This is a genomic window from Umboniibacter marinipuniceus (genome assembly GCF_003688415.1).
GTDB lineage: Bacteria > Pseudomonadota > Gammaproteobacteria > Pseudomonadales > DSM-25080 > Umboniibacter > Umboniibacter marinipuniceus.
The window spans coordinates 1-15,807 of sequence record NZ_REFJ01000001.1 but is presented as its reverse complement, the minus strand read 5'-3'; the positions used below and the strand labels follow the sequence as shown (position 1 = coordinate 15,807).

The following is a 15,807-nucleotide window of genomic DNA, read 5'->3' as shown; positions in this document are numbered from 1 at the left end:
GAAATTCCCATGGCACGTATCACCGTAGAAGACTGTTTAGATAACGTTAAGAACCGCTTTGAATTGGTTATGGTTAGCAGCAAGCGCGCTCGCCAAATTGCCGTTGAAGGTCAAGAGCCTTATGTGGCATTTGAGAACGACAAGCCAACCGTTATCGCCTTGCGTGAAATTGCGGAAGGTTACGTCACCGCAGATATTTTAGACGACGACGAGCAGCCTGCTGTCGAGTTCTAATGTCTAGCACACTGGTAAGTGACAAGCCAATCACTATTGACGAGCTTACCGATAAGCTAGAAAATTATTTGCCCGCTGAACGCGTCCAGAGCGTAAGGCGGGCTTATTTTTATGCCCAACAAGCGCATGATGGGCAAACTCGCCGCAGTGGCGAGCCCTACGTCACACACCCCCTAGCGGTCGCGAATATTCTCGCCGACATGCATATGGATCCTGAGAGTCTCATGGCGGCAATGCTGCATGATGTCATCGAAGATACCGGAATTCCCAAGGATGCACTCTCGCAACAGTTCGGTGGCGCCGTCGCTGATCTTGTCGATGGCGTATCTAAGCTGACCCAGATTGAATTCAGCAGCCGCGCGGAAATGCAGGCTGAGAACTTTCAAAAGATGGCCATGGCGATGGCCCGAGATATCCGAGTTATTCTGGTTAAACTAGCGGATCGACTCCATAATATGAGAACGCTGGGTGCGTTAAAGCCCGAGAAAGGTCGTCGCATCGCGCGCGAGACGCTGGATATCTATGCCCCCATAGCCCATCGTTTGGGAATGAATGATATCCGATTAGAGCTTGAGGATAGGGGCTTTTATGCCATGCACCCTGTCCGCGCGACACGTATTGATGCCGCTATCCGCTCAGTTCGTGGTAATAGAAATGAGATTGTTTCTAAGATTACGGACGCGTTGCAGCAGTGTTTACAGCGCGAGGGACACGAGGTAATGGTGAGTGGCCGAGAGAAACACCTCTGGTCAATTTATCAAAAGATGAAGTCAAAGCATAAGTCGTTTACGGAGATCATGGATGTTTATGCGTTTCGTATTGTTACCCAGTCCGTTGACCAATGCTATCGTGTGTTAGGCTGTATTCATAACCTTTACAAACCGGTTCCGGGTGCGTTCAAAGAGTATATTGCTATCCCCAAGACCAATGGCTATCAATCACTTCACACGGTGCTGATTGGCATGCATGGCGTACCTATCGAGGTGCAAATCCGTACCGCTGAAATGGACACTATGGCGAATCATGGTATTGCCTCACATTCGCTGTATAAAACCTCCGACGAAGACGACTTAGCCCCGCACACTCGCGCTCGTGATTGGGTGCAAGGTCTACTGCAGCTTCAGCAGCAGGCAGGTAACCCGCTGGAATTTATTGAGCACGTTAAAGTTGATTTGTTCCCCGATGAAGTCTATGTCTTTACCCCGAAGGGTAAAATTATTGAACTTCCTCAGGGCGCAACGGCCGTGGACTTTGCCTATGCGGTGCACACTGGCGTAGGTGACCGTTGTGTTGCCGCTCGCATTAACAATCGCCTCTCACCACTATCGCAGGTGCTAGAAAGTGGTCAGCACGTGCAGATTATTACCTCCCCTGGTGGACAGCCCAATCCGGCTTGGCTGGATTTCGTGGCCACCGGTAAAGCCCGCTCAGCCATTCGCCACTTCTTAAAGACCCAGCGTGTCAGTGAGTCCGTGGTGTTAGGAAAGCGGATGCTTAATCGTACGCTTCAAGCCTATCAGAAGACGGTTGATGAAATTGATCCGCAGGAGATACAGCGTGTACTTGAACAACATCAGCTCGCCGATGCTAATGCGTTATTCGAGGAGATTGGCCTAGGAAATCATATTCCCTTTGTAATGGCTCAGCAGTTAATGGCAACAAGCGCCGAAGGTGAGTTGAAGGACGTAGGTGAAGTACCCTTGCTGGTGAGTGATAGCGAAGGCATGGTGATGAGCTTTGCGGGTTGCTGCCGACCCATTCCTGGTGATCAAATTATCGGGCGCATCAGTCCCGGGAAGGGAGTGGTCGTTCACCGCGATGATTGTCATAACCTCAATGAGGTTCGTGGTAAGTCTGGCGAGCTAACGCCGGTAGCCTGGTCTGGGGAGGTCACTGGTGAGTACTTAGCGGACATTCGTGTTGAAGTCGAAAATATTCGCGGCGTCTTTGCTAGCCTAGCAGCACTGTTAGCCGAAGAGGGCGGCAATATTGACCGAGTTGATATAGCTGAAAAGGATGCGGGTTATGCCATTATTAACTTGACGGTGGGTGTGAAGAGTCGAGTACACTTGGCCTCAATACTTCGCCGAGTACACCGGAAGTCCTGGGTACTGAAGTCGGGTCGAAAAAAATAAGGATACCCCATGTCAAACCGATCAATCGTTTCAACTGAAAACGCACCAGCTGCTATTGGCACCTATTCTCAGGCCGTGAAAGTTGGCAATACTGTTTACCTTTCCGGGCAGATCCCTCTGAATCCAACCACCATGGAGATGGTGGATGACTCCTTTGAAGCTGAAACCCACCAAGTGTTCAAAAACTTGAGTGCGGTGATGGAAGCGGCTGGTGGGTCAATCAATCACATCGTTAAGCTAAACATCTTTTTAACTGACCTTTCACACTTCGCTACGGTGAATGAAATTATGGCTCAGTACTTCGAACAACCCTATCCAGCTCGCGCTGCGATTGGCGTTGCGCAATTGCCGAAAGGCGCTAGGATTGAAGCGGATGGTGTTGCTAGCGTTTAAGCGCTAGCAAGCCCTTGCGGTAGCTAGGGTAATGCAGCTCGAAGCCACTCTTCGTCAAAGCCGTTGCTTGTAGCGCGATACCCTCGGAGGGAAGATCCCTCGTTAAGCCTAAGAGATAATCCACAACCTGCGACTCACTAGCGGGTTCGCCGTCGGTCACAATGAACTGATTAGTCTTGCACGCTGGAATCTTGTCGATAAGAAAGCTAAGGAACCGCGCTAGGTCGTCGGCATGAATGCGGTTGCCCAGCCTATTTCCAGTGAGCTCAGGGTGTTCCATGAGGCGCTCCCATCGAGCGGTAGAGCGGCCATAAATTCCGCTGGGGCGGACAATAATCGTGTTGGCATGGTTGGCGGTGACAAGCGCCTCCATATCAATTAATACCTGCCCAAATTCATCGGCCGCTAATGGTTGGGTGGTATCGTCGACGATACTGAGTTGCTGCCCTCGATATACCCGAGTACTGGAAACTAAAATTAGCCACGTCGTTGGCTTTAGCCGGCCAAGTAGCTCTTCACAACTTTTAATATAGCCCTGCTGATAGCCAGCAATGGATCGCTCGGAAGGCGTGGGCGTATATATGACAACTGACTGTTCGTCCTGATGAGGCAATTGCCAATCACGGCCAGTGCCTAGCTCGGCAGCGATGGCGTTTTCTGGCTCAGGGTGCTGATCAATATTGCGACTAAAGGTAATGATACGATTAGCTATCGGTTTTTGCAGGTGATACACGCGTCGTAATATGTCACCATATCCCAAAAGGTACAGGTTTTTCCCACTCAACATAATGCTAGCCCAATACGGATGATGCCATGACTTTAAACGAATTACGGTATGTCGTCACGCTTGCCGAGGAGCAACACTTCGGCCGCGCCGCGGAAAAGTGTTTTGTGAGCCAGCCTACGTTGAGTATCGCAATCAAAAAGTTGGAGCAGGAGTTAGATGTCTCCTTATTCGAGCGAACGCGAAATCAAGTAAGCTTAACGCCCGTGGGCGAGCAGGTAGCTCAGCAAGCTCGAAAAGTACTCAGTGGTGCGTTAGAGATTAAACAGCTAGCTGAACAGGGGCAGGATCAGCTAGCCTCACCGCTTAAGGTTGGCGCCATCCTCACCGTTGGGCCCTATCTCTTCCCATTCTGTATACCGCAGCTTCGTGATATCGCACCGAAGATGCCGCTGGTAATTGAAGAAAACTATACCGCGGTACTCCGTAAGCAACTCAGAGAAGGCGCGTTAGATGTGATCATCATTGCGCTGCCATTCTCAGAACCCGATGTGATTGTAGAACCTTTATATGACGAACGATTTGTGGTGCTCTTACCGGCAGGTCATCCATTAGCGGAAAAAGCTGAAATCGCTCCCGCTCAGCTTGCCAACGAAAATATCCTCTTCTTGGGCGACGGACACTGTTTCCGTGATCAGGTGCTAGCGGTTGATCCCGTTATCCAACAATCCTTCGAGCGGCGTAAAGATGCCATGCTAGGTGGCGAGGGTAGCTCCATTGAGACCTTGCGTCATATGGTCGCGTCGGGGCTCGGCATCACTATCCTCCCGGCTAGTGCCGCTGATCTGTCGAATTATCAAGCTGGAATGTTGGAAGTGCGGCCGTTTACTGCTCCAGATCCCAGTCGTACGATTGCGCTGGCATATCGCGCAAGCTTCACTCGTCGCGAGGCGGTGATGGCCCTAAAACAAGCGGCGCTGTTATGTCCATTGAACAAACCTCAATAGCGCAGGTCCCCGTCAGCGAGCTGAAAGGAGTAGGCAAGGCGCTGACGGAAAAGCTTGCCAAGATTCACATCCATTCGCTGCAAGATGTACTATTTCATTTGCCAGCACGGTATGAAGATCGAACTCGAGTTTGCCCAATTGGCCATATACGTCTTGGCGATCATGTGCTCATTCAGGCCGAAGTGGTTTCCTGTGAGGTGGTGTTTGGTCGTCGCAGGGCATTGCGGATAGTTGTCAAAGATGGCTCGGGGCAAATTGCCCTAAGGTTCTTTCGTTTTGGCGCTAACCTCAGGCAGCAACTCACGCCAGGAACCAATTTGCAAGCTTGGGGCGAAGCCCGTCGGGGCTCCTCTAGCCTAGAGATGTACCACCCAGAGATGAAAATTGTTAGTGAGGGTGACGCGATGCCCCCGCTAGCGGATCGGCTGACGGCCATTTATCCCACCACTGACGGATTACCTCAAGCACGAATGCGGAGTCTCGCCGACCAAGCGCTTGAGCGCCTTGGAACACTTGAAGTTGATCAACTTTTACCAGTCTCAATGACCAGCGCTCGAGGACTGCCATCGCTGAGTGCCGCGCTGCAACTTATTCATAAACCAACCCCGGATGTTTCCACTCAGGATCTTACCGAAGGTAGTCATCCAGCAATTCAACGGCTAGTGATCGAAGAATTGATTGCGCATCGCTTGAGTATGCTGAAGCTTCGTACAGAGTACCGTCGAGAGGGGGCGCTGGCATTGCCTCGGCCAGAAAAGCTCGAAGCCAGCTTTTTGGGTCAGTTGAGTTTCCAGCTAACTAATGCGCAGGCCCGAGTAGTGGGTGAAATTAGTGCCGACCTGAATCGAACTGAGGCAATGCTTAGGCTTGTCCAGGGTGATGTAGGTTCAGGCAAAACGGTTGTGGCCGTCATTAGCGCGCTCCATGCCGTGGCTAAGGGTTCGCAAGCCGTAGTGATGGCACCAACCGAAATTCTGGCCGAACAGCACTACCTGAGCTTTAAGGAATGGTTGGCGCCCTTGGGCGTCGAGGTTGTTTGGTTGGCGGGGAAGATTGGCGTTAAGCAACGCAGAGAGACGCTGGTTCAGATTGCCGATGGCAGTGCTAAGCTGATTGTCGGTACTCACGCGGTCTTTCAGCCTGATGTGGTATATCATCAGCTCGCCCTTGCGGTCATTGACGAACAGCACCGCTTCGGTGTTGATCAGCGGTTGGCGTTGCGCCAAAGGGGTATTGAAAGTGGCTGTGCGCCACACCAACTGATCATGACCGCTACCCCCATTCCTCGTACGCTGGCCATGACCGCCTATGCCGATCTAGATTGCTCCGTTATAGATGAGCTGCCACCTGGACGCACTCCCATTCAAACCTTACTGGTGAGCAATCAACGTCGCGAAGAGGTTGTTGAACGTGTCAATGCCGCCTGCGCTGGTGGTCAGCAGGCCTACTGGGTTTGCACCTTAATTGATGAGTCTGAAGCGGTAGAGGCCGAAGCGGCTGAAGAAACCTGTCAGCTACTTCAAGCGGCACTGCCATCGCTTTCGATTGCGTTAGTGCATGGGCGAATGAAAGCCAGTGAAAAGGCACAGGTAATGGCAGATTTTAAGGCTAAAAAGCATCACTTGCTGGTTGCTACCACAGTAATTGAAGTGGGTGTAGATGTGCCCAATGCTTCCGTTATGATTATTGAGAACCCTGAGCGCTTAGGGCTGTCTCAGCTTCATCAGCTGCGAGGTCGAGTGGGGCGTGGTACACGAGAAAGTTTCTGTATTCTGATGTACTCAACACCCCTATCTCAAAACGGTAAAGCGCGTCTGGGAGTGATGCGCGAGAGTACCGATGGTTTCGTCATTGCGGAAAAAGACCTTGAGTTGCGCGGTGCGGGTGAGCTGTTAGGTACTCGCCAGACTGGAGATGCCAGCTTTAAGATTGCGAATCTAGAGCGCGATAGCTACCACTTAGACGATGTGGCTGAATTAACCGCGCAGTTCCTGCAGCAATACCCCGAGCGAGCGCAGTCGCTAATAGACCGCTGGCTCGCTGGAGCAGAAGTTTTCGCTAACGCTTAGCTGGCCCTGTTGAACAGCTCGCGGTCAAGCTTATTCTCTTTGACTGCTACCACCGTTGAGACAGCGGCATCACCGGAAACATTAATGGCGGTGCGAATCATATCCAATAGGCGGTCTACGCCGAGAATAATTGCGACCCCTTCAACGGGCAGTCCGGCCTGCTGTAAAACCATGGATAGTGTGATTAAACCTACGCCCGGAACTCCGGCGGTGCCGATAGACGCCAAGGTGGCAGTAAGAATCACCGTAAGGTAGCCAAGTAGACCAATATCAATCCCGTAGATTTGGGCAATAAAGACGGTGGCAACGCCCTGCATAATAGCGGTGCCGTCCATATTGATGGTTGCACCAAGCGGAATGGTAAAGGATGCCACCGAGTTGTGAATGCCGATTTTTTCCTCAGCCACTTCCATGGTGACTGGCATGGTGGCGTTTGAACTTGCGGTAGAGAAGCCCATTGATAGTGCCGGACGCATCTTCTTGAAAAACATCAGCGGGCTTAGGCCTGCAACAAACTTTACTAAACCACCATAGACAAACGTTGCTTGGAAAAGTAGGACGAATACCAAGGTGGCGATGTACCAAAATAAGGAACCGAGGGCGCCAACATCCAATGTGAAGAACAATTTAGCTAGCAGGCAGAAAACACCGTAAGGTGCGAAGTTCATCAAGATATTGACCATCTTCATGATCACTTCGTTGAAGTTGTTGAAGGTGGCGGATACTCGGTTGCCAAAGTCTCCCGCTTGAGACACCGCAACGCCAAATAGTATGGCGAAGACGATAACCTGTAGCATATTACCTTCAACCATGGCCGCAAAAGGATTACTTGGGAACATGCCGACTACAACATCGATGAGTGGCGGTGATTCTTTGGCGCTAAACGCGTCGGCTCCAGGCAGCTCAAGTGCCAGGCCGTCGCCTGGGTTGACAATGTTTGCGAAGAATAACGCCAGGGTGATGGCAATACAGGTTGTCATAACGTAGAGGCCAACCGTCCTGAACGCAATGGCACCCATTCGAGAATTTTCGCCCAATGAGGAGGTGCCACACACCAAGCTAACGAAAACCAGAGGCACCACTAACAGCTTGAGCGAGTTGACAAAGATCTGACCGCCCATGTTGAAGAGACCTTCGGCCAGCCACACTCCGTAGAAGGTACTGATTGGGTTGTCAGGGAACAAGCTCCCGAGTAGCTGCATCAGCAGTCCGAGCGCTATACCCGCAACCATTGCCAGCAGGATCTTACTTGTTAGGCTTAATTTCATTATATCCTCGTTGGGCGAAGCCCACTGTCTCTAAAGTGGTTAGTAGTTAACTGATGCTACCTGTCTACGCAGCGCTATTCAAATCAAGCCATTACCTTTGGTAATTGCTTCGCCAGCGCAGCCTTATCCGCGATGGCGCTGCCACCGAGACTGAAACCAACAAGCGACTTAGTCTTGTCATAGGCCAAGGCCTTAATTCCGCCGTCGGTTTGCTCAACTTCCCAGTGGGCGCTTGAGCTGGGCGGGTTGCTAACAATGGGGAAGCAGCTGGTCTTAATGGTCACCGGCATTGCCGGGTAGCTTACCGCGGTAGGCGTTCCCGAGAGGGTTTTGGCGAGCGCTCTGACACACTGCATCAGCGGCATTACGTAATAAAGCAGCTGTCCGTCAACTTCGGCGCAATCACCCAGCGCATAGATATTGGCGGCGGAGCTGCGTAACTCGCGATCAACGATGATACCGCGCTGGCATTTCAGCCCGGCGCCGCGCGCTAGTTCGGTTCGCGCACGGACACCGACGGCGCTCAAAACAAGGTCTGCGGTTAATTCGGATCCGTCATTGAGGGTGGCAATCACGCCATTGTTGTTGGCTCGAATGGCGGTGACCGCAGAGCCAAGGTGGAGGTCGACACCTTCTTCAGTGAATCGGCTGACCAGTGCGTCGCCAACTGACTGATGGCAAAGGTTGCTAAGCAGGGTTGGCTGCAGTTCAACAAGACTAATTTTAGCGCCAGTTGAGAGTAGGTCATTGGTGTACTCACAGCCAATAAGTCCGCCGCCGATGATGAGAATGCGCTGCGCTGATTCAGCAGCCAGCTGAAAGGCCGAAAATTGCTCCAGATCGTTCACGGCGAAAGTTTTCTCTGCAGCAGAGTTCTCAATGGGCAAATTGATGGTTTCAGAGCCGGCGGCAATCACTAAGTCTCTATAGTTCAGCTGTTGACCGTCGAACTGAATAACTCGCTGTTCAGTGTCAATGGCGTCGACACTAACAAAAGTGTGGATTGTCGCCTTCAATTGTTCGGCCATCTTGCCCGCATCAGCCATGGTCAAGCTTTCAGCAGTTTTATTCTTGCTGAAAGCGGTGGAAAGCATCGGCTTAGAATAACTTCTACCGCTGTCCTGCGTTAACATTAACAGCGGTGTTGATTGGTCGTACTTACGCCATTCGCGCGCTAAATTATAGCCGGCGAGGCCAGTTCCAATGATGATGAGAGGTGCGTCGTGGCTAGACATAGTTGTCCCTTAACTCGATAAAAACGAAAAACTTGGTGGCATCAAGCATTTAGCCTTGATTACAAATCTGGTGGCTGAGCGCTAGTACTTAACGTTAGAATAGCTGCAAATCATAACATGGCTTAGCGTGATCATGTGGCAACCCGCTGACAATATTTCCTCACAACTACCGCCATCCATTGGTAGGTGGTTATGTGGGCGTGGCTCCCTTACTGAGCAGCTCTCCAACTGGTGCGGGCATGACATCCGAGTTTCGGTACTGCGCCAAGATTGGATAAAAGTAACGGATGAAGAGGCGGAGTTATTGGGAATCCCTAAGGGGCAAGGTGCGTTGGTTCGAGAAGTGCTCTTGTCGAGCACAACCACGCCGCTGGTATTTGCCCGAACGGTGATTCCAGATTCAGCGCTAAAAGATAGTTTCGAGTTTATTGCGGAGTTAGGCGAGCAGCCGCTAGGGCACTGGTTATTTGCGAATCCGCACGTACAGCGCGGTGCAATTGAAATTCAAACGGCGCAGTTAGCAGCACACCAGTTTGAAACTCGGCATTGGGGCCGTCGCTCGCTATTTAGCTATGCCAATAGACAGATACTCGTGGCAGAATATTTTTTGCCCAGTTTCGTGGAGTTATTAGATGCTTAAACGCTTTGTTCCGGCTAACTACTTACCTTATTACCAGTTAATGCGAGTAGATCGCCCCGTTGGCACCTTGTTGCTATTATGGCCAACCTACATGGCGTTGTTTCTTGCCGCCGATGGAGCCCCCAGCTGGCAAAACCTTGTTATCTTCACGCTAGGTGTCTTTCTGATGCGTTCAGCTGGTTGCGTTATTAATGACTATGCAGATAGAAACGTTGATGCTCATGTGACTAGGACGGCGCAGCGACCGTTAGCCAGCGGCTCGATTACTTCGCAGAAGGCCTTAAAACTGTTCGCTATGCTAGTTGCCCTAGCCTTTGCGGTAGTGCTATTAACGAATAAGCTCACGGTGCTGTTATCTGTTGGCGCGCTACTATTGGCCTCGGTGTACCCTTTTATGAAGCGCTACACTCACCTCCCGCAAGTTGTCTTGGGCGCTGCTTTTGCGTGGGCGGTACCGATGGCTTTCGCAGCAGAGTTGAACACGGTTCCTTCGGAGGCATGGTTGCTCTATGCGGTTGTGGTGCTTTGGGCCGTTATCTATGACACCTTTTATGCCATGGCAGATCTTGAGGATGATCTGAAGATTGGCGTGAAATCAACGGCTGTACTGTTTGGACCTTTAGCTCCAGGGATTATCTTAATGATGCAAGTTGTGATGGTCGCGATGCTGTTACTACTTGGGCAGCGTTTTGAGCTCGGCGCCTTTTTCTTCGTCGCGGTAGTCATCACGGCAGGCCTCTTCATCTATCAACAGTGGCTTATTCGCCAACAGCATCCTAAGCCCTTTGCCGCCTTTCTGAATAACCAATGGGTTGGCCTAGCTCTTTTTCTCGGCATCGCGCTAGCGCAATGGCTATAGTTTAAATGTTGTCATACGACTGTCACATTAGCGTTGTTCAATGTCCTCAAGGATGACTGAACAACGACACTAGGAGAATGGTCTTGAACAAACTAAAGGTGCTAATAGTTGACGATGAAGCCGCAATTCGCGATATGGTTGCCATGTCGCTTGAGCTTTCCGGATTTGGTTGTGTCCAGGCTGAGAATGGTAGCGATGCGCTCGCTTTAATTGTAGATGAGAAACCAGATCTGGCATTAGTAGACTGGATGATGCCTGAAATGACCGGTATTGAGTTAACACGTCGGCTGCGCCGAGATGGAACGCTGAGCGAAATGCCTGTTATTCTACTCACAGCCAAAGCCGAAGAAGATAACAAGATTAGCGGCCTCGAATCGGGTGCAGATGATTATATTACTAAGCCATTTTCGCCTCGCGAACTGATCGCTCGCATTAAATCTACGCTTCGTCGAGCTGGAAAGTTAGATGTTGAGCGCAATATTGTCGTCGCGGATTTAGTGATTGAGCCGGCTAGCCAGCGAGTTAAAATAGGCGAGCAAACGCTCAAGCTGGGCCCAATCGAATATCGCTTGCTGTATTATTTTGCGACTCATCAGGATCGAGTACATAGCCGAGAGCAATTACTTGATAAAGTCTGGGGAGCGAATGTGTATGTTGAAGAACGAACTGTAGATGTTCATATTAGACGTCTTCGCAAGGCCTTAAGCGTAAATGGGCATGAAGACCTTATTGAAACCGTCCGCGGCAGCGGCTATCTGTTTAATTCAAAGCTAACAGCGGAGTAACGAGTGCAAACCACACGCTACCGAGGATTGATTGCTGAGCTCAGACGCGCAGTAATAATTATAGGGCTATGCCTATTGGCCGGCATAATTGTCGGCCAACCCTTAGCGGGGTTAGTGGTTGGCAACGTGGCATACTTCTTTCTTCTATTCCGTGAAGCACAGGAATTCTATCGCTGGCTTGAGGGAAAGAGCTCAACGCTTCCTGAGGCCAACCAAGTTCTCGTTGATGTTGCTGAAGCAATACATTTTATCCGAGTCCGACACCGTAAAACGAAACGCAGACTGCAGCAGCAGTTAAGTAGAGTTGAAAAAAGTACTTCTGCACTGGCTGATGGTGTTGTGGTAATCGCTGAGGGTGATAGCTTACAGTGGTGGAACGCGGCGGCCGGAGAAATGCTCAAACTGGAAGCTGGCACCGATTCGGGCCAGGCAATTACCAACTTTGTACGCGACCCCACGTTTCTAGCCTATCTTGATGCCAAAGACTATTCTCGGCCGTTTCAACTGCAGCTTACCGCCGAGAGTACTCGAGTACTGCAGCTCCAAGTCACTCAGTACGGTGGAAATGAACGTCTTATTGTGTTGCGAGATGTCACGCATGTCACCCAGCTTGAACAGATGCGTAAAGATTTTGTGGCAAACGTGTCGCATGAACTGCGCACGCCTCTTACCGTTCTTAAGGGTTACTTCGAGACCTTTGAAGGTATCAGTGAAATGCTTCCGCCAAACGTCGCTAAAGGCTTAGGGCAAATGTCCATGCAGGTTGAGCGAATGAACGAGACAGTGGAAGACTTAATGCTACTATCTCGCCTTGATGAGTCGGATACGTTAAAGACCACAGCCTTGGTTGACCTGTCGGCTCTGGCTCGCAGGGTGATGACTGCAGCGCAAATGCTATCGGCAGAGCGACACGAGTTCCTTGACGAAATTGAGGATGGACATCGGGTATTAGGTGTTGAGACCGAACTCTATTCAGCGCTGAGTAATATTGCCTTCAATGCCGTCAAATATTCACCGGAAGGCGGTGCTATTCGCTTTCGGCTTCGCGCCAAGGGCGATAAGCTTTCATTTAGCGTGAAGGATGAAGGTGTTGGTATTGAGCCAAAGCATATACCTCGGCTAACAGAGCGGTTCTATCGCGCAGACAGCTCAAGGAATCGCAAAATTGGTGGAACGGGTCTAGGTCTTGCGATCACCAAACACGTTCTACTTCGGCATCAGGCTGAAATGAAAATCCTAAGTTGGCCAGGGAAGGGCAGCACATTTAGGGCAATCTTCCCTCGTCTCAAGGACTCCATCGAGACTGTAGATCAGAGCTCGGCGCGAACGAATGTTGGTGCCTCGGCGGAAGATTGATCAGGGCTAAATACATAGCCGTCCAAATCATAGGATCGCAAATCTTGTAGGGTGAAGTCAGGATTATCGATCAACCACCTCGCCATTCGCCCTCGCGCTTTTTTGGCGTAAAAGCTGATGACTTTCTCTTTGCCGTGCTTGGTGTCTTTGAATACAGGCGTCACAATAGTCGCGTGGACAAGCTTTGTCTTGACGGACTTGAAGTACTCGTTAGAAGCTAGATTGATGACTACATCGTTATTCGATTCTTTTAAGTCTGCATTAAGCTGTTCGGTAATATCGGTTCCCCAGAACTGGTAGAGATTTTTGTGTTCTTCCATTGCAAACTTGGTGCCCATTTCTAGGCGATAGGGCAGGATATTGTCGAGTGGTCGTAAAAGCCCGTAGAGTCCAGAGAGAATGCGTAGCTTATTTTGCGCTACCTCCAAGTCTGCGCTTGAGAAGCTGTCGGCGTCTAACCCCGTATAGACATCGCCGCGAAATGCGAACACTGCCTGCTTGCTAGATTCATCGAGCTTTGGTGGCTGCCAATTTTGAAATCGTTGAAAGTTGAGCTGGGCGATGGATTCGCTTACTGACATGAGCTTGGCAATATTTTCTGCGTCGAGCAGCCGGAGGCCCTCTATGAGTTGTTCCGAGCGCGTGTCAAAACGCGTGTTGGAGTGGCGGAACTGTGAGGTGTCCTGTTCAAAATCAAGTGTTTTGGCAGGAGAAATAAGAATCAGCATGGTAGCCCCTTAGTTTAGAAGGCCCACTTTATCATGAGTAGGGGGCCGCCTTGAACCATGTTGTAATTTGAAGCGAGCGCATCACCATAGTGGCTCACATCTATATCGTTCAGGTGATAGGCCACCGCTACCGAAGCAGACTCCGTTAAGCGATAACCTAAAGATGCCTCAACAAGAAGAACACGACCTTCGTAGTCATCAATATTAAATGACAGCCAGCCCGCCGATAAATTCAACAGTAGTCGGTCGTCAAAAGCATGCCGCGCCGTGAAAACAAAGTTAGGCAGCGGTGCAAATAACTTATCCGAAGCCACCCGAGGGGTTGCAACAAGGTCCCCATCTATACGACCTTCACCCGATAACGTAGCCTGCAGCTCCATAGCGTGGACACCAAAGCCAATTCCGAGCGCAGTGGTTGGGGTCTGATAGTAATCATAGGTTAGCCGAGTCGCGATAGTTTGGGTGTTAAATTCGGTGCGAAGGAGCGCGCCTACTTCATAGATTGTACCCTCGTAGTCAACCTGTGCGTCCAGAACGCGCTCGCCTTGGCTACGATAATCACTGTAGCTGATGTCAACGCTAAAGCGCTGGCTAAGTCTACGGCGATAATTGAAACCTGCTGAGGTGTCACTCGTATCAACTCCCAACTTTTCAAGGTTTAGGCCCACCGAGCGGCCTAAGCTTGCCGAGCTCTCAATGCCCACGTCCGCAGCCTGATAGAATGCCCCGAAGGATAGGCTATTTGAACGCTCCATCATTGGGTGGATAAAGGTATTTCCCAGGGCTGGTAAGCATAAGCTTAGTCCGATGGTGCCTAATAACGTTCGTAGCATCAAATAGCCTCCCGAGATTATTGTTCTTTGAGCATCGAAGACCACCAATGCAATGGCTCGCCCGAATCACTATCAAACACATTGGTGTAAGCCCATGCTGATTCGGGAAAGGACTTCAATGCTTCCGCAAGAATCCGCTCGATAGTATTAAAGCCAATGCTAACGTGCGCAGTAATGGAGAAGAAGCGCTCACTGATATTGCTAATCTCAGCGCCGAGCTTTTCAAACTCAACTTGGTACTCATCGAGTACACTTGCTATGACGTGCTTGCTAACGAAGCGTATGGTTAGGTTGCCACTGCGAGTAAGCACCTTGTAGTCGCCGCGATCGTCTACGAGTTGAATCACATCAAGCCGAGCGGCAGCGGCAAATAACGGTGCTTCGGCAAGCGCGTAACCGTCCTTCACGCGAACGCAACTGAGCTTTTCAAGAACGGCTTCGCCGTCTGGCTGATAGCCAGCAATAATATCAATAACTTCTATAGCGGGCTCACTCACTTCTCTACACCTTATATCTGATCGTCTAGCTTACAGGCTACAGTATACATAAAAGGTAGCCATTGCGCGGGAATAAGCTACCGCAAAATAGTATTCAACAAATTCAAAACTTGACTAAGCTTGGAAGATGATCAATCTACTGCTAAGGCAATCCGCCAGTCACCTTCTCATTACTCCAAATCAGTCACTGGACGATAGCCTACTGCGCGTACACAACTGGTGGCTGAGCGGTGCCGCCCTAATAGCTGCGCTAGCCTTTATAATGTTGGGGTTATGGCCCATAGCTGTAATGCTGTCGCTATCATCGCTGGCCCTGCTATATATTGTATTGCAAGTAGCCGAAGTGCAGAGGTTGGAAGAGCACCTCATTGTTGATATCCGCCAGCTCGAGTATCGGAAGGGGTGCCGAACTATTCTGACGACCGCCATGGATGCGCAAACGTGCATTTATGTCAGCGTCCCGAAACGGGATTTTGAGTGCCTTGGTTTCGAGCTCAGTATTACTGGTCGCCCAAGCGTAAGTATCGCGAGAAACATCAGCCGCAGCGATGGCTTCTTGTTGGTCGAATCACTGAAAAAATGCGGCTTGAAGGTCATCTCGTTAAGCGCGCACGAGGAGTTGGTAAAAACCCTATAAAAAGCGTTGACAGCAACCGCCTGTTTCCCTATTATCCGCCACCTTGCTTGACGGGGGTGACCCGTCGCTAGTCAGAAGTCTTGGCTAAGAGCTGCAGTATCGCGTGTAATTTCACTTAGGCGAAGCGCCTTAAAAAATCACCTTTACATTGAGTTGGAGCGCCCTATAATGCGCACCATCACAACGCAGCAGCGAGTGATCAAGGCGGTTTGATGCGCGGGTTTGGAAGTTTGAAAAAACATTTCAAATCAACGGTTTACAAACGCTGAGATGTGTGTAGAATGCGCATCCGCTTCCACTGAGAAGCAACGTTCTTTAACAATCAATCAGACAATACGTGTGGGTACTTGTAGAGATAGTCGCAACAAAGATTATCGAAACAAGTTACTCGTTAATTCGAAAGAAAG

The 15,807-nt window shown here is 50.4% G+C and carries 16 protein-coding genes; 10 read left to right on the top strand and 6 right to left on the bottom strand.

What is annotated here, in order from left to right:
- Positions 1–9: 9 nt before the first annotated feature.
- The 3 genes from rpoZ to DFR27_RS00070 are packed head-to-tail and all read left to right on the top strand — an operon-like array spanning position 10 to position 2,762.
- Positions 10–234: a DNA-directed RNA polymerase subunit omega gene (gene rpoZ / locus DFR27_RS00080; protein ID WP_121875422.1), complete on the top strand. Its 225-nt coding sequence runs from the start codon at positions 10–12 to the stop codon at positions 232–234.
- Positions 234–2,369 (top strand): RelA/SpoT family protein, encoded by a 2,136-nt coding sequence (locus tag DFR27_RS00075; RefSeq protein WP_121875421.1) that lies wholly within the window; start codon positions 234–236, stop codon positions 2,367–2,369. The genes rpoZ and DFR27_RS00075 overlap by 1 nt, the downstream gene beginning before the upstream one ends.
- Before the next feature lie 9 nt (positions 2,370–2,378).
- The gene (locus tag DFR27_RS00070) at positions 2,379–2,762 is read left to right on the top strand and encodes a RidA family protein (RefSeq protein WP_121875420.1); all 384 of its coding nucleotides are present in this window, start codon (positions 2,379–2,381) and stop codon (positions 2,760–2,762) included.
- Here DFR27_RS00070 and DFR27_RS00065 read toward each other — a convergent pair.
- The gene (locus DFR27_RS00065; RefSeq protein ID WP_121875419.1) at positions 2,752–3,549 is read right to left on the bottom strand and encodes a Rossmann-fold NAD(P)-binding domain-containing protein; all 798 of its coding nucleotides are present in this window, start codon (positions 3,547–3,549) and stop codon (positions 2,752–2,754) included. The genes DFR27_RS00070 and DFR27_RS00065 overlap by 11 nt on opposite strands.
- Positions 3,550–3,575: 26 nt before the next feature.
- Between DFR27_RS00065 and DFR27_RS00060 the strand changes: the two genes are divergently transcribed.
- Both DFR27_RS00060 and recG read left to right on the top strand, forming a co-directional pair.
- Positions 3,576–4,493 (top strand): hydrogen peroxide-inducible genes activator, encoded by a 918-nt coding sequence (locus DFR27_RS00060; RefSeq protein ID WP_121875418.1) that lies wholly within the window; start codon positions 3,576–3,578, stop codon positions 4,491–4,493.
- The gene (gene recG / locus DFR27_RS00055; protein ID WP_121875417.1) at positions 4,469–6,562 is read left to right on the top strand and encodes an ATP-dependent DNA helicase RecG; all 2,094 of its coding nucleotides are present in this window, start codon (positions 4,469–4,471) and stop codon (positions 6,560–6,562) included. Before DFR27_RS00060 ends, recG begins: the two co-directional genes overlap by 25 nt.
- Here the strand turns inward: recG and DFR27_RS00050 are convergent.
- Entirely contained in the window at positions 6,559–7,830 is a 1,272-nt protein-coding gene (locus DFR27_RS00050; RefSeq protein ID WP_121875416.1) for a dicarboxylate/amino acid:cation symporter, read from the bottom strand. The two genes, recG and DFR27_RS00050, sit on opposite strands and share 4 nt — an antisense overlap.
- Positions 7,831–7,913: 83 nt before the next feature.
- A complete protein-coding gene (locus tag DFR27_RS00045) occupies positions 7,914–9,065 on the bottom strand; it encodes an FAD-dependent oxidoreductase (protein ID WP_121875415.1) in 1,152 nt (383 codons plus the stop codon).
- Positions 9,066–9,198: 133 nt separating this feature from the next.
- Here DFR27_RS00045 and DFR27_RS00040 point away from each other — a divergent pair, with 133 nt between their 5' ends.
- The 4 genes from DFR27_RS00040 (at position 9,199) to phoR (ending at position 12,705) form a co-directional block, all read left to right on the top strand.
- Positions 9,199–9,705 carry a chorismate--pyruvate lyase family protein gene (locus DFR27_RS00040; RefSeq protein WP_121875414.1) on the top strand — a complete coding sequence of 169 codons (507 nt, stop codon included), beginning with the start codon at positions 9,199–9,201 and terminating at the stop codon, positions 9,703–9,705.
- Complete coding sequence (gene ubiA, locus DFR27_RS00035; RefSeq protein WP_121875413.1) at positions 9,698–10,564, top strand: 4-hydroxybenzoate octaprenyltransferase; 867 nt, start codon at positions 9,698–9,700, stop codon at positions 10,562–10,564. Before DFR27_RS00040 ends, ubiA begins: the two co-directional genes overlap by 8 nt.
- Before the next feature lie 83 nt (positions 10,565–10,647).
- The gene (gene phoB, locus DFR27_RS00030; protein WP_425452010.1) at positions 10,648–11,349 is read left to right on the top strand and encodes a phosphate regulon transcriptional regulator PhoB; all 702 of its coding nucleotides are present in this window, start codon (positions 10,648–10,650) and stop codon (positions 11,347–11,349) included.
- A gap of 3 nt (positions 11,350–11,352) precedes the next feature.
- A complete protein-coding gene (gene phoR, locus DFR27_RS00025) occupies positions 11,353–12,705 on the top strand; it encodes a phosphate regulon sensor histidine kinase PhoR (protein WP_121875411.1) in 1,353 nt (450 codons plus the stop codon).
- Here phoR and yaaA read toward each other — a convergent pair.
- Genes yaaA through DFR27_RS00010 form a run of 3 tightly spaced genes read right to left on the bottom strand, consistent with a single transcriptional unit; the run spans position 12,660 to position 14,763 of the window.
- Entirely contained in the window at positions 12,660–13,433 is a 774-nt protein-coding gene (gene yaaA, locus DFR27_RS00020) for a peroxide stress protein YaaA (RefSeq protein WP_121875410.1), read from the bottom strand. The two genes, phoR and yaaA, sit on opposite strands and share 46 nt — an antisense overlap.
- Before the next feature lie 14 nt (positions 13,434–13,447).
- Positions 13,448–14,266 carry a hypothetical protein gene (locus tag DFR27_RS00015; RefSeq protein ID WP_121875409.1) on the bottom strand — a complete coding sequence of 273 codons (819 nt, stop codon included), beginning with the start codon at positions 14,264–14,266 and terminating at the stop codon, positions 13,448–13,450.
- Positions 14,267–14,283: 17 nt separating this feature from the next.
- A complete protein-coding gene (locus DFR27_RS00010; RefSeq protein ID WP_170150727.1) occupies positions 14,284–14,763 on the bottom strand; it encodes a DUF4265 domain-containing protein in 480 nt (159 codons plus the stop codon).
- Positions 14,764–14,890: 127 nt separating this feature from the next.
- Between DFR27_RS00010 and DFR27_RS00005 the strand changes: the two genes are divergently transcribed.
- Positions 14,891–15,400, top strand: a complete 510-nt coding sequence (locus DFR27_RS00005; protein WP_121875407.1) for a DUF2244 domain-containing protein — start codon at positions 14,891–14,893, stop codon at positions 15,398–15,400.
- The last annotated feature ends 407 nt before the right edge of the window (positions 15,401–15,807 follow it).

Excerpts from the sequence above, each read along its gene's own strand:
- rpoZ (WP_121875422.1), top strand. The coding sequence starts at position 10 with ATGGCACGTATCACCGTAGAAGACTGTTTAGATAACGTTAAGAACCGC.
- DFR27_RS00075 (WP_121875421.1), top strand. The coding sequence starts at position 234 with ATGTCTAGCACACTGGTAAGTGACAAGCCAATCACTATTGACGAGCTT.
- DFR27_RS00070 (WP_121875420.1), top strand. The coding sequence starts at position 2,379 with ATGTCAAACCGATCAATCGTTTCAACTGAAAACGCACCAGCTGCTATT.
- DFR27_RS00065 (WP_121875419.1), bottom strand. The coding sequence starts at position 3,549 with ATGTTGAGTGGGAAAAACCTGTACCTTTTGGGATATGGTGACATATTA.
- DFR27_RS00060 (WP_121875418.1), top strand. The coding sequence starts at position 3,576 with ATGACTTTAAACGAATTACGGTATGTCGTCACGCTTGCCGAGGAGCAA.
- recG (WP_121875417.1), top strand. The coding sequence starts at position 4,469 with ATGTCCATTGAACAAACCTCAATAGCGCAGGTCCCCGTCAGCGAGCTG.
- DFR27_RS00050 (WP_121875416.1), bottom strand. The coding sequence starts at position 7,830 with ATGAAATTAAGCCTAACAAGTAAGATCCTGCTGGCAATGGTTGCGGGT.
- DFR27_RS00045 (WP_121875415.1), bottom strand. The coding sequence starts at position 9,065 with ATGTCTAGCCACGACGCACCTCTCATCATCATTGGAACTGGCCTCGCC.
- DFR27_RS00040 (WP_121875414.1), top strand. The coding sequence starts at position 9,199 with ATGTGGCAACCCGCTGACAATATTTCCTCACAACTACCGCCATCCATT.
- ubiA (WP_121875413.1), top strand. The coding sequence starts at position 9,698 with ATGCTTAAACGCTTTGTTCCGGCTAACTACTTACCTTATTACCAGTTA.
- yaaA (WP_121875410.1), bottom strand. The coding sequence starts at position 13,433 with ATGCTGATTCTTATTTCTCCTGCCAAAACACTTGATTTTGAACAGGAC.
- DFR27_RS00015 (WP_121875409.1), bottom strand. The coding sequence starts at position 14,266 with ATGCTACGAACGTTATTAGGCACCATCGGACTAAGCTTATGCTTACCA.
- DFR27_RS00005 (WP_121875407.1), top strand. The coding sequence starts at position 14,891 with ATGATCAATCTACTGCTAAGGCAATCCGCCAGTCACCTTCTCATTACT.